Source organism: Collimonas fungivorans Ter331 (assembly GCF_000221045.1).
Taxonomy (GTDB): domain Bacteria; phylum Pseudomonadota; class Gammaproteobacteria; order Burkholderiales; family Burkholderiaceae_D; genus Collimonas; species Collimonas fungivorans_A.
Map to the genome: position 1 here is coordinate 4225305 of NC_015856.1, position 13104 is coordinate 4238408.

Below are 13104 nucleotides of genomic sequence, written 5' to 3' on the forward strand. Positions count from 1 at the left end.
AAGAGCAAGATCAACATTGCCCATGAGTTTCCGCCTGACTTCGATTCCCAAACTTCCCCTGCTGCTACCGCTGGCCGCCCTCACAGGCGCCATCAACGTGTTCGCCTTCGCGCCATACGGACTGTGGCCGATCCAGCTGCTGACGCTGGCGCTGTTCGTGTTCTGCCTCATCCGCGTCCCCACCATCAAGCATGGCGCCCTGATGGGCTGGGCCTACAGCTTCGGCTGGGTGGCGCACGGCGTCTACTGGATTTATATTTCGCTGCACGATTTTGGCGGTTTGCCGGGCTGGCTGACGGCGCTGGCGATAGCGTTGCTGGCGGCGATCATGGGGCTGTACACGGCCATGGGCACCGCCGCCGCGCTCTGGCTGCGGCGCCGCTGGTCGGCTTCGCCGCTGCTGTTTGCGCTGGCGATTTTCCCGGCGCTGTGGACGCTGACGGAATGGCTGCGCGGCTGGCTGTTTACCGGCTTTCCCTGGCTGATTTCTGGTTATGCCCACACCGCCGGCCCGCTGGCCGGTTACGCGCCGCTGGTCGGCGTGTACGGCATAGGCGGCATTGCAGCCTTGGTCGCCGGCGGCCTGGCCTTGCTGCCGCAATATAAAAAGCCGGCGATCGCGCTCGTCCCTGTGCTGGTGCTGGCTGCGGGCCTTGGTTTACATCAGGTCAACTGGACTGCGCCGCACGGCAAGCCGATCTCCGTGCGCCTGCTGCAAGGCAATGTGCCGCAGGAAGAAAAATTCGACAACGCACAGATCGTCAATTCCCTGCGCCTGTATATCGACATGATCCGCTCCGCGCCGGCAGACCTGATCGCCACCCCCGAGACAGCGATACCGATCCTGCAAACCCAGCTGCCGCCGGATTATGTGCCTGCGCTGGCCGACTTCGCGCGGCAGAGCGGCAGCCACATCGCATTAGGCATTCCCTATACCGACGGCCCCGAGCGCTACGCCAACAGCGTGATCGGCATCTCGCCCCAGGCCACGGATCCTGCCTATCGCTACGACAAACAGCATCTGGTGCCGTTCGGTGAATTCGTGCCGCTCGGGTTCCGCTGGTTTGTCGACATGATGAACATCCCGCTCGGCGATTTCACCCGCGGACCGGCGGTGCAGGCGCCGTTCGCGGTGAAAGACCAGTGGGTGCTGCCCAACATCTGCTACGAAGACTTGTTCGGCGAGGAAATCGCCGGCCAGCTGGCCGCCACCCAGGCGTCCGGCAAGCCCACCGCTACCCTGCTGCTGAACCTGTCGAATATCGCCTGGTTCGGGAACACGATTGCATTGCCGCAACATTTGCAGATATCGCAAATGCGCAGCCTGGAAACCGGCCGCCCGATGCTGCGCGCGACCAATACCGGCGCCACCGCGCTGATCGATCCTCACGGCGTCGTCAGCATCCAGCTGGTCCCGTACAGCCGCGCCACGCTGGCGGTGCCCGTGCAGGGGTATAGCGGGACAACGCCGTACATCCTTCTGGGCAATCGCCTGATGCTGGCGCTGGCGCTCTCGATGCTGGCCGGCAGCTGGTGGCGGAGCCGCCGCAAAGCGCGCCGGCAGCCCTAAAGCGGTCAAAACCCGCTAAAATCGCTGGTTTTAGCGCTCATCTTCTTGCGCCCTTTGTTATCCCTGGATTTCGCCCGATTCGTCGGCACCTTACCGTATGGAAAAGCAACAAAACGATGCTTACATTTCAACAAATCATTCTTAAATTACAAGATTACTGGGACGCCCAGGGCTGCGCCCTGCTGCAGCCCTACGACATGGAAGTCGGCGCCGGCACCTCGCATACCGCGACCTTCCTGCGCGCCATCGGCCCCGAACCCTGGCGCGCGGCCTATGTGCAACCATCGCGCCGTCCCAAGGATGGCCGTTATGGCGAGAATCCGAACCGCTTGCAGCATTACTATCAATACCAGGTAGTACTCAAGCCTGCGCCGGAAAACATCCTCGACCTGTACCTAGGCTCGCTGGCAGCGCTCGGCCTGGATCTCAAGCGCAACGACGTGCGCTTCGTCGAAGACGACTGGGAAAACCCGACCCTGGGCGCCTGGGGCCTGGGCTGGGAAGTCTGGCTGAACGGCATGGAAGTGACCCAGTTCACCTACTTCCAGCAAGTCGGCGGCCTCGATTGCAAACCGGTGCTGGGTGAGATCACCTATGGCATCGAGCGCCTGGCGATGTACTTGCAGGGCGTGGAAAATGTCTACGACCTGGTGTGGACCGAATGGGTCGAGAATGGCGTGACCAAGAAGCTCAGCTACGGCGACGTCTTCCACCAGAACGAAGTCGAACAGTCGACTTATAACTTCGAACACGCCAACACGGAATTCCTGTTCCCGCTGTTCGGCAACTACGAAGCCGAAGCCAAACGTCTGCTGGCGGTGCCGCTGGCGTTGCCAGCTTACGAGATGGTACTGAAAGCCGCGCATACTTTCAACCTGCTGGATGCGCGCGGCGCGATCTCGGTCACCGAACGCGCCGCCTACATGGGCCGGATCCGTAACCTGTCGCGCGCGGTGGCGCAGGCATATTACGATTCACGGGCAAAACTGGGTTTCCCGATGTGGGAGATCACCAAGGAAAACGGCGATCTGTTGTTGCAAGAATTTGGAGATGAATACATGGCGGCTGTAGCGCAGCGTGCGGGAGAAGCAGTATGAAGGACACGCTTTTGAACCAGACCCTGCTGATTGAAATTTTCACGGAAGAACTGCCGCCGAAAGCATTGGCGAAACTCGGCGATGCTTTTGCCAGCGGTATTTTCAACGGCTTGAAGTCACGCGATTTCCTGGACGACGGCGCCGTCGCCACTGCCTTCGCCACGCCGCGCCGGCTGGCGGTCGCCATCAGCAATGTGCGCGCCACCTCACTCGATAAAACCATGCGCGAAAAAGTGCTGCCGGTATCGGTGGCGCTGGATGCCGAAGGCCGCGCCACGGCGCCGCTGGTCAAGAAACTGGCGGCACTGGCCGCACAATGCCGCCAGGCGGTGATTACCCCGGCCGAACTGGAACGCGCACCTGACGGCAAGGCCGAAAGTTTTTTCTACAGCTATACCGCCAAAGGTGTGGCGCTGCCTGCCGGTTTGCAAGTGGTGCTGGAAGATACCGTGGCAAAATTGCCGATCCCGAAAGTGATGAGCTACCAGCGCCAGCACGGCCACGCGGCCGGCCATACCGTTCGTTTTGTGCGGCCGGCGCACAGCCTGGTGGCGCTGCACGGCGAACAGGTACTGCCTTTGACCCTGCTCGGCCTGGATGCGGACCGCCTGACCGAAGGCCATCGTTTCCTGTCGCCAGGCCGCATCACCCTGGCCGACGCCGACAGCTACGCAGTAACGCTGGCCGAACAAGGCAAAGTCATCGCCAGCTTCAGCGAACGCAAGGAAAAAATCCGCAAGGACCTGTTGGAAGGGGCAAAAAAGTCTGCGGCCGACGACCAGGTGCTGATGCCGGAAGCGCTGCTGGACGAAGTTACGGCGCTGGTTGAATGGCCGGTGGTGTATGCCTGCAAATTCGAAGACGAATTCCTCAGCGTCCCGCAGGAATGCCTGATCCTGACGATGCAGACCAACCAGAAGTATTTTGCCCTGACAGATAGCGCCGGCAAGCTGCGCTCGCGTTTCCTGATTGTCTCCAACCTGCAGACCAGTGAACCGCACTACATTATCGAAGGCAATGAGCGCGTGGTGCGCCCGCGCCTGTCCGACGCCAAGTTCTTCTTCGAGCAGGACCAGAAAAAGAAACTGGCCGAACGCGTACCTCTGCTGGCCAATGTGGTCTATCACAACAAGCTCGGCAACCAGCTGCAGCGCACAGAACGGGTCAAGACCCTAGCCGCGGCGATTGCGTCGCTGCTCGGCAGCGATGCCGCACTGGCCGAACGCGCGGCGCTGCTGGCCAAGGCCGACCTGCTGACTGACATGGTCGGCGAGTTCCCTGAACTGCAAGGCATCATGGGCAATTATTACGCACGCCACGACGGCGAAGCGGACGACGTCGCCCTGGCCATTTCGGAACACTACCAGCCGCGCTTTGCCGGCGACGCCCTGCCCACTACCGACACCAGCGTTGCAGTGGCGCTGGCGGACAAGCTGGAAACCCTGGTCGGGATCTGGGGCATCGGCTTGCAGCCGACCGGCGACAAGGATCCGTTCGCCCTGCGCCGTCATGCGCTGGGCATCCTGCGCATGCTGCTGGAAAAACGCCTGCCGATATCGCTCACGCAGTTGCTAAGCAATGCCGCCCAGCAGTTCGCCGGCAACAGCAACTTCAAGGATCCAGGCAGCGACGTACTGCCGTTCCTGTACGACCGCCTGCGCGGCCTGCTGCGCGAACGCGGTTATGCGCCGAACGAAATTGAAGCGGTAGTGGCGCAGCAGCCAGAGCGGCTCGACAACATCATCGAACGCCTGGATGCGGTGCAAGCGTTTGCCGCCTTGCCAGAGGCGGAAGCGCTGGCCGCGGCCAACAAGCGCATCACCAACATCCTGAAAAAGACCGAAGGCGTCGGCAGCACGGTGCAGCAAGACCTGCTGCGCGACAGCGCCGAACAATCGCTGTTCGCGGCGATGAATGCGCTCAAGCCGGAGGTCGATGCCGCCTTTGCCAAGGGCGATTTCAGCACCGCCTTGAAAGCACTGGCGCGGCTGCGGGAAAACGTCGACGGTTTCTTCAACGATGTGATGGTGATGGCCGACGACGAGCAATTGCGCAACAACCGCCTGGCGTTGCTGGCGAACCTGCATGTAATGCTGAACCAGGTCGCCGACATTTCCAAACTGGCTGCTTAAACATTGTTTGCTTCGCGATTTAACCGTGCTGTCTAATCAGTTGAGGACAGAGTAATTCGCCACGCTGCGGTGGCTCTTAAACTCTGTCCCGCAAATGGATACAATGCACCATGAAATTAATCATCCTCGACCGCGACGGCGTCATCAACCACGACTCGGATGCCTTCATCAAATCACCGGATGAATGGATCCCGATCAAAGGTTCGCTGGAAGCCATAGCCCGCCTGAACCAGGCAGGCTATCGGGTGGTGGTGGCGACCAACCAGTCGGGCATCGCGCGCGGCTTGTTCGACATGCCGACCCTGATGGCCATCCATCAGAAAATGCATGAAGCAGCGCAGCTGGTCGGCGCCGAAATCGACGCCATCTTTTTTTGCCCGCATGCCGCCGACGACAACTGCGATTGCCGCAAGCCCAAGGCTGGCATGTTCCACGACATCGGCAAGCGCTTCGAGATCAGCCTGCGCGGCGGCGTGGCGACGGTAGGCGATTCGCTGCGCGACCTGCAGGCAGGTTTTGTCGCCGGCTGCGCACCTTACCTGGTGCTCACCGGCAAAGGCGAAAAGACCCGCGACAAAGGCGGCCTGCCGCCCGGCACTCTGATTTTTCCTGACCTGGCGGCGGTGGTTGAATTCCTGCTGAAGAAACCGGTGGAGCTGGCGGTTTGATGAACGGACGGCTCTGTCCTGCAAAAAGATAGCTTATTTAAAAATACCTGGAGTCTGCATGTCGCGTTTTTTCCTGTTTTTACGTTCCCTACTGTTTTTCCTGCTGATGACGATCCTGACAGTGGTCTGGTCGATGGCTTGCCTCTTATTCGCTCCCTTTCCTTACGCCCGGCGCTATTACCTGACGGCGCGCTGGAATGTCATCGTGGTCTGGATGGCCAAAGTGATCTGCGGGATCCGTTACGAGGTCAAGGGTTTTGAAAACTTCCCCGACGCCCCTGCCGTGGTGCTGAGCAAACATCAGTCGGCATGGGAAACGATTTTCCTGCTGCAGATGACGCCGCGCCCGCTGGTGTTCGTGTTCAAGAAATCGCTGACCTATATCCCGTTTTTCGGCTGGGGCATCGCCTTGCTGCGCATGATTCCAATCGACCGCAGCAAGGGCCGCGACGCCTTCGCCCAAGTGGTGGTGCAAGGACGCAAGCGGCTGGCCGACGGCCAATGGATCATCATGTTCCCGGAAGGCACGCGGATTCCGGTTGGCCAGACCGGCAAATACAAGAACGGCGGCACGCGCCTGGCGGTGGAAACCAACACCGTGGTGGTGCCGATCGCGCACAACGCCGGCGAGTGCTGGCCAAAGAATTCCTTCATCAAGAAACCGGGCCTGATCACGGTCTCGATCGGCAAGCCGATTTCACCGGAAGGCCTGGATAGCAGCGAGCTGATGGCGAAAGTCGAAAATTGGATAGAATCTGAAATGCGCGTGATTTCACCGCATGTTTATTCCAAGCAGCAATAACCCCTCCAGTTTGGACACCATTGAAATTATTGCATCAAAAGCCAGCAAAGCCGCGCCTGGGACCGCATGGTCGGCCCCAGGGCAAGGCACAGCAGCAGCAAGCGCTGCAACTGGACTTGTTTGCCGACGGGTTTGCCAGCGACGCGATCGCCAGCACGCCGCCTGTGGAGGCGCCGCCTGCCAATTCACAGCCGGGGTTGCAGCCACGCTTGCAGCCAAAACCGCAAGCCCTCGCACCTGACGAACCGACGGCCCTGGCGCCCGGCAAGCGCCGCCTGCGCTTCGGCGAACATGTGCTCGACTACACCCTGCTGCGTTCCAAACGGCGTTCCATCGGCTTCCTGATCAGCGATGACGGCCTGCGCGTCACTGCTCCCAAGTGGGTGACCCTGGGCGATATCGAAATCGCCATACGCGAAAAGAAACGTTGGATTTTTACCAAGCTGAGCGAATACCGCGACCGCTCGACGCGCCGCATGCAGCCGCAAATGCAATGGCGCGACGGTGAGACCCTGCCGTATATGGGACGCAGCATCACCCTGCGTATCCATGCCACCCAGAAGGCCGGCATCCACTTCGACGACACCAGCGACCAGCTGATCGTCTGCCTGCCGGCCGACGCCGGCGAGCAGCAGCTCAAGGACCGCGTGCTGGGCTGGCTGCAGCTGGAAGCCAAGCGCGTATTTGCCGAACGGCTGCCGATCTATGCCCAGAAACTCGGCGTCACCTACCAGTCGTTCGCGCTGTCGTCGGCGACTACCCAGTGGGGATCCTGCACTTCGGAAGGCAAGATCCGGCTGAACTGGCGGCTGATGCATTTTGCGCTGCCGCTGATCGACTATGTGATTGCACATGAGCTGTCGCATCTGCGCGAGATGAACCATAGCCCGCGTTTCTGGGCCACCGTGCAATCGATTTTCCCTGAATTCGAAACCGCCAGGAAAACCCTGCGCGACAGCGCCCAGGAAACCCTGCCGGTTTTCTAGGGCAAGCTCTGCCCGATTTGTTCCCACGATTTAAAATATCGGCGTAAGTCTAAGCATTACCTCTCTTCCCAACCATCGAGAACAACCATGCGAATCCTCCATACCATGCTGCGCGTCGGCAACCTGCAACGCTCCATCGATTTCTACACCAAGGTGCTGGGCATGAAACTGCTGCGCACCAACGACAATCCGGAGTACAAATACACATTGGCGTTCGTCGGCTACGGCAGCAATCCCGATCATGCAGAACTCGAACTGACGTATAACTATGGCGTCGAAAGCTACGATCAGGGCACAGCTTTCGGCCACCTGGCGGTGGCGGTTGAGGATGCCTACAAGGCCTGCGCCGACGTCAAGGCGCAAGGCGGCAACGTGACGCGCGAAGCTGGTCCGGTCAAGGGAGGCAGTACCGTCATTGCCTTTGTGCAGGATCCCGACGGCTACAAAGTCGAATTGATCGAACGCAAGGATGGCATTTCCGCCAGCGCTACTTTATAAGCTCCGACAGCAATCATCATCCGCCGCCTGGCGGATGTATTTTATGCACCATGCACACACGTGTTGTAGCATCAGCTTTGCAGCACATCATTCATCGACGGCGCCCCATCTCCCGGACTGACCGCATCCTGCTGCCAGCCTGATCCAGACAAGAACCATGCGCGGCTTTGCCCTGCCGCCTCCTCATCGATCCCACCTCCGCCGCACTCTCTCTCCAGCCGTAGTGCTGGTCAACCCGCGTCTCTGCAATTTCTGCCGCATTGCATTTTAAAAACGCAAAGCTCAAGCCGATCCGGCCAGCTCTGACATCGCTCCTTCGCCGCCTGGTCCGGCCGTGGAAACAACCTACAGAAATCTCGGAATTTTCCTATTCACGGGGGAAAAAATACATTCCATGCTTCAACTGTAGTTATCAAAAAAACATACAAAAGGAGTCATCATGAATCAGTCATATCGCGTGGTTTGGCAAGCATCTACGAATATCTTCCGTGTCGTCCCGGAACTGGCAAAATCAAAAGGGAAATCCACATCCCGCAAGACAGGACGCGCCAAAATGCTGATCCGTATCGCCGCCGTCAGCCTCGGCATGCTGGGAGCGGACGCCGCGCTGGCCAATGCCGAAACCACAGAAGAGATAGGCGCCGGCAGCCAGTTTCGAGGCAGTTGCCTTGGCCCGGACGAGCGTACACAACGCCACCGCAACGCCGACGATAAGAATGACTGCAAGGACAGCACTGCCAAAATCAATCCTGACAGCTCTGCAGTTGCGCGGCAAGAGCAGATCGCCACCTCGCCGACTCCTTACGCCAGCGAGCAAGCCGGTACACGGTTTGCCACACCTTCCCCTGCTGCCGGCATCGAGCTGGCCGCCGAGGCCACTGGCGCGCGCACTACAACCGGAAGCAACGCGATGCCCGACGCCGTCGACAGCATCTCCGCAGGCAAAGCCGGCAGCGAACGGCAGATCACCAATCTTGCCGCCGGAACCAGAGACACTGATGCGGTCAATCTCGGGCAAGTGAAGCTATTGGCAGGCGACGGCAGCAGCCAGCGCTACCTCCAGGTCAACGGCAAGAACGACGGTAGCGACAATGCCCTGGCCAGCGGCTACAACGCCGCCGCAATCGGCGTCCAGGCAGCAGCCACCGGGGCCGGCGCAGCGGCGCTCGGTTCTCAAAGCCATGCCCTGGGCGATTACAGCATCTCCAGCGGTTACGGCTCAGTCGCCAGGGGTGACAACAGCATTGCCTCCGGTTATTCGGCTGTGGCCAACGACGAAGCAGCCGTTGCCATAGGAAAATTCAGCACAGCCAAAAGCGCCCGTAGCGTCGCTATAGGCGCCAATAGCATGGCAAGCAATGTCGATGCCTCAGCGGCAGGCGCATTTAGCAGCGCAGCAGGGATTGGCGCATCGGCATTCGGCGCCCACGCCCTGGCCGGAGGCAACTATAGCATCGCGGCAGGCAGCAACGCTCAGGCGCTGGGAGAGGCGAGCAGCGCTTTTGGCGGCGACGCAAATGCGACTGCCTACGGCAGTAGCGCCATCGGTGCCAGCGCTCGGGCCGCCGGCATCGGTTCGGTCGCGGTCGGCATTAACGCCAACGCCATGGCCCTGGAAAGCAGTGCCTTGGGTGCCGACAGCGTCGCCAAAGCTTACCGCTCTACTTCCGTCGGTTCACAGTCCTATGCCGCTGAAGATCACAGTGCCGCTTTCGGCGCAAGTGCTGCAGCGCTGGCGATCAACAGCAGCGCAATCGGCGCCGCCAGCCGGGCCGAAGCCAACAATAGTGTCGCGCTGGGGGTCGATTCCGTGGCTGACCGCGCCAACTCGGTGTCGGTCGGCAGTGCCGGCAACCAGCGTCAGATTGCCAATGTCGCAGCGGGTACGGAAGCTGGCGATGCCATCAACAAGGCGCAATTGGATGCCATGGCTGACAGCGTGAGCAGCGCCAGTCATTATTTTGCGGTCAGCGGCAGCAACGATGGCAGCAACAATGCCACGGCCTCAGGCGACAACAGCATGGCGGCGGGCTCGTCGGCATCAGCAGTGGGTGACGGTGCCAGCGCATTCGGCACCAGCACCTTGGCCGCCGGAACGGGTTCGCTGGCGTTGGGTGCCGGCGCCACCGCCGTTTCAGATCCTGACAGCGACGCCAATATCGCCATCGGCGCCAACGCGCGCGCGATGCATCCTGCCGGCGGCGGCATCGCCATTGGCACCGACGCCGCAACCCAAGCCAGCGGCATTGCCATGGGTACTTCTGCATTAGCCTATGGCAGCGGCAGCCTCGCCTTGGGAGCGGCAACCGTGGCCGAAGGCAATAGCTCGGTAGCGATTGGCGGCAGCTATCAATTTATAGACGGCGACGACCCCGGGGTGATTGAGAGCACCACTGCCGTTGGCCGGAACAGCATTGCCTTGGGAGCCAGCGCGCGCGCCAACGGCGACAACAGTGTCGCCATCGGCCCACGTGCGACCGCCAGCGGCAATGGCTCGGTGGCCCTGGGACTGCTCTCCTACGCAGACCGCGACAATACCGTATCGGTCGGCAACAGCCTGACCGGGAGCACGCGCCAGATCACCAACGTGCAAGCCGGGACGGAAGATTATGACGCCGTCAACGTACAGCAAATGAACAGCGCCGTTGGCAGCCTCAGCGGCAGTCTCGACAGCGTTGCCAGCATCCTGGGCGGCGGCGCGATGATGGGAGCAAACGGGTTTACCGGTCCGATTTTCGCTATCCAGGGCGGCAACTACCACACTGTCGGCGATGCGTTCGGCGCCCTGGACGGCGCCCTGGACTCTCTCGGCAATCGCGTCAGCGATCTGGAAAGCGGCCACACGCCGGCAGCGGCACAAGACAGCAAGCCAGTTGCGAAAATGTCGCGTGAGGCTGCGCCAGCGGCCAGCGGCGTCAAAGCGGAGGCTGACAGCGGCAAGGATATCGCCACCCAGGATCAAATCGAAGAAGTCCGGGACTATGCCGATGCCGGCGATAAACAGACTTTAAGCAGCGCTAATCAATATACCGATAGCAAGATGGCGGACAAGGTTAGTCAGAGCGACTTCAACGAGTTCAAGGGCAATGTCGACCAGCGCTTTGACAAGGTCAACAAGCGGATCAGCCGGATCGGCGCCATGGCCAGCGCGATGGCCGGCATGGCGGGCGCCATCGCCGCAGCTCCCGCCAACGAAAACCGCGTCAGTGCGGCGCTCGGCGGTTATGGCGGACAAACGGCACTATCGTTAGGTTACGCCAAACGCATCTCCAACAGGGGCGCGCTGCTGATCGGCGGCTCGATTGCCAGCGGCGGCGAATCGAGCGGTACGGTCGGCGTCAGTTTCGGCTGGTAAGGCAGGAACGTATCCCGTCTCTCGCCAGCGAGAGACGGGATCTTCACGGCAGGCGGTTAGCTAACGCTACAAACAATTCCATCGCTATGGTTTCCGGCCGCGCTTGCGGATCGACGCCAGCATCGATCAGCTCGTTCTCGGTAAACATGCCGGCCAGGCAGTTCCTGATCACCTTGCGCCTTTGCGTGAAAGCTTTCAGCACCACGTCTTCCAGTTTCTTCTGGTCGCAAGCCAGCGGCTGGGCAATAGGGATCATCCGTACGATGGCCGATTCCACTCGCGGCGGCGGATCAAATGCCGTCGGCGGCACGATGAACATCAGCTGCATGGTATAGCGCCATTGCAGCATCACCGACAAACGGCCAAAAGCCTTGCTGCCCGGCGCGGCGACCATGCGTTCCACCACTTCCTTTTGCAGCATGAAGTGCTGGTCTTGCACTTGCGGCGCGATTTCCGCCAGATGAAACAGCAAGGGACTGGAGATGTTGTAAGGCAGATTGCCGACCACGCGCAATTTTTTGCCGCCGTTCAGCGGAATGCTGTTGAAATCGAATTTCAGCGCATCGGCGGAATGCACATGCAGGCGCGCCGGATCGAAATTCTTTTGCAGGCGCGCCACCAGGTCGCGATCCAGTTCGACCACATGCAACTGCCGCAGCGATTCCAGCAGCAAACGCGTCATCGCTGCCAGGCCTGGCCCAATCTCGACCATGTTGTCGTCGGCTTGCGGATCTATCGCGCTGATGATGTTGTACAGCACGGTGTCGTCGGTCAGGAAGTTCTGGCCGAAGCGCTTGCGGGGAATGTGATTCTTCATATTTTTCTTTAATTGGTAGGGTGGGCACACCGTGCCCACGCGTGAATTCACGCCACGTACATACCTGTTTCGGCGCTGCTTGGGACCGCTCTCCGGTTATCGCGGTCACGCGTGGGCACGATGTGCCCACCCTACGCGCACCATCTGCGCTGCAACGCTCAGCGCCGCCAGCATGCTGCCGTGGTCGGCGCGGCCCAGGCCGGCTGCAGCGAGATCCAGCGCCGTGCCATGATCCACCGAAGTGCGGATGAACGGTAAGCCCAGCGTGATGTTGATGCCGTGTCCAAAACTGGCGTATTTCAGTACCGGCAAGCCCTGGTCATGATACATCGCTAGCACGCAATCGGCGTCCGCCAGGTATTTTTGCTGGAACAGGGTATCAGCCGGATAAGGGCCGCTGACGGCGATGCCGCGCGCTTTTGCGGCTTCCAGCGCCGGCGCGATGATATCGATTTCTTCGCGTCCCAGGTAACCGCCCTCGCCGGCATGCGGATTCAGGCCCGTCACCAGGATGCGCGGCTGCGCCAGGCCGAATTTTTTCTGCAGGTCGGCGTGCAGGATGTCGATAGTGTGGCTGAGGCTGTCAAAAGTGAGCGCCGCCGCCACGTCTTTCAGGGCCAGGTGAGTAGTCGCCAACGCCACCCGCAACGGCGGTGTGGTGCGGTCGGTGGCCAGCATCATGACCACCTGCGCCGTTGCGCTCTTCTCGGCGAGGTATTCGGTATGGCCGGTGAACGGCACGCCGGCGTCATTGATCGTGCTTTTCTGCAGCGGTGCGGTGACCATGCCGTCGAAAATTCCCTGCTGCGCGCCGTTGATGGCGATATCCAGCGTGCGCAACACGGCGCGGCCGTTGCGTGCATTCAGCAGGCCCGGCTGCACATGCGCATCGAGCGGACAATCGATCACTGCGATCTGGCCAGGAGGAAAATTCGGCAAACCGTTGTTGCGCAAGGCCTGCTGCGACAACGCTACGAGCCGGATCTGCGGGTCGATCTCGGCCGCGATCATCGCCAGGAAAGCGGCGTCGCCGATCAGCACGCTGTTGATTTCATCGCGCAACTGCCAGGCCGCCCTGATCGATACCTCAGGGCCGATGCCCGCCGGTTCGCCGCAAGTGACGGCCAGTATCGGCCGCCTTTGCGGTTTCAGCAGAACGGCGGATGATTCAGACATGCA

The 13104-nt window shown here is 60.7% G+C and carries 10 protein-coding genes and 1 pseudogene; 9 read left to right on the plus strand and 2 right to left on the minus strand.

Annotated elements, in window-relative coordinates; translation table 11 throughout:
- Positions 1 to 22: 22 nt before the first annotated feature.
- The 9 genes and pseudogenes from lnt (at position 23) to CFU_RS18835 (ending at position 11108) form a co-directional block, all read left to right on the plus strand.
- Positions 23 to 1570 carry an apolipoprotein N-acyltransferase gene (gene lnt, locus CFU_RS18800; RefSeq protein WP_041742404.1) on the plus strand — a complete coding sequence of 516 codons (1548 nt, stop codon included), beginning with the start codon at positions 23 to 25 and terminating at the stop codon, positions 1568 to 1570.
- A gap of 116 nt (positions 1571 to 1686) precedes the next feature.
- Positions 1687 to 2667 carry a glycine--tRNA ligase subunit alpha gene (gene glyQ, locus CFU_RS18805; RefSeq protein WP_014007592.1) on the plus strand — a complete coding sequence of 327 codons (981 nt, stop codon included), beginning with the start codon at positions 1687 to 1689 and terminating at the stop codon, positions 2665 to 2667.
- Between the two features lie 11 nt (positions 2668 to 2678).
- Positions 2679 to 4799, plus strand: coding sequence for a glycine--tRNA ligase subunit beta (gene glyS / locus CFU_RS18810; RefSeq protein ID WP_041743687.1), 2121 nt, complete (start codon positions 2679 to 2681; stop codon positions 4797 to 4799).
- 110 nt (positions 4800 to 4909) lie between these two features.
- Complete coding sequence (gene gmhB, locus CFU_RS18815; RefSeq protein WP_014007594.1) at positions 4910 to 5467, plus strand: D-glycero-beta-D-manno-heptose 1,7-bisphosphate 7-phosphatase; 558 nt, start codon at positions 4910 to 4912, stop codon at positions 5465 to 5467.
- A gap of 58 nt (positions 5468 to 5525) precedes the next feature.
- Positions 5526 to 6269, plus strand: coding sequence for a lysophospholipid acyltransferase family protein (locus CFU_RS18820; RefSeq protein WP_014007595.1), 744 nt, complete (start codon positions 5526 to 5528; stop codon positions 6267 to 6269).
- Positions 6270 to 6289: 20 nt separating this feature from the next.
- Positions 6290 to 7255, plus strand: coding sequence for a M48 family metallopeptidase (locus CFU_RS18825; RefSeq protein WP_014007596.1), 966 nt, complete (start codon positions 6290 to 6292; stop codon positions 7253 to 7255).
- An 87-nt stretch (positions 7256 to 7342) separates the two neighbouring features.
- Entirely contained in the window at positions 7343 to 7753 is a 411-nt protein-coding gene (gene gloA / locus CFU_RS18830; RefSeq protein ID WP_014007597.1) for a lactoylglutathione lyase, read from the plus strand.
- 439 nt (positions 7754 to 8192) lie between these two features.
- Positions 8193 to 8273, plus strand: a pseudogene (locus CFU_RS25590) (ESPR-type extended signal peptide-containing protein); the annotation flags it as partial.
- Between the two features lie 33 nt (positions 8274 to 8306).
- Complete coding sequence (locus CFU_RS18835; RefSeq protein WP_041742405.1) at positions 8307 to 11108, plus strand: YadA C-terminal domain-containing protein; 2802 nt, start codon at positions 8307 to 8309, stop codon at positions 11106 to 11108.
- 43 nt (positions 11109 to 11151) lie between these two features.
- Here CFU_RS18835 and rsmA read toward each other — a convergent pair whose 3' ends face one another.
- Both rsmA and pdxA read right to left on the minus strand, forming a co-directional pair.
- Positions 11152 to 11925 carry a 16S rRNA (adenine(1518)-N(6)/adenine(1519)-N(6))-dimethyltransferase RsmA gene (rsmA, locus tag CFU_RS18840; RefSeq protein WP_041742407.1) on the minus strand — a complete coding sequence of 258 codons (774 nt, stop codon included), beginning with the start codon at positions 11923 to 11925 and terminating at the stop codon, positions 11152 to 11154.
- 105 nt (positions 11926 to 12030) lie between these two features.
- Entirely contained in the window at positions 12031 to 13101 is a 1071-nt protein-coding gene (gene pdxA, locus CFU_RS18845) for a 4-hydroxythreonine-4-phosphate dehydrogenase PdxA (protein WP_014007600.1), read from the minus strand.
- Between the last annotated feature and the right edge of the window lie 3 nt (positions 13102 to 13104).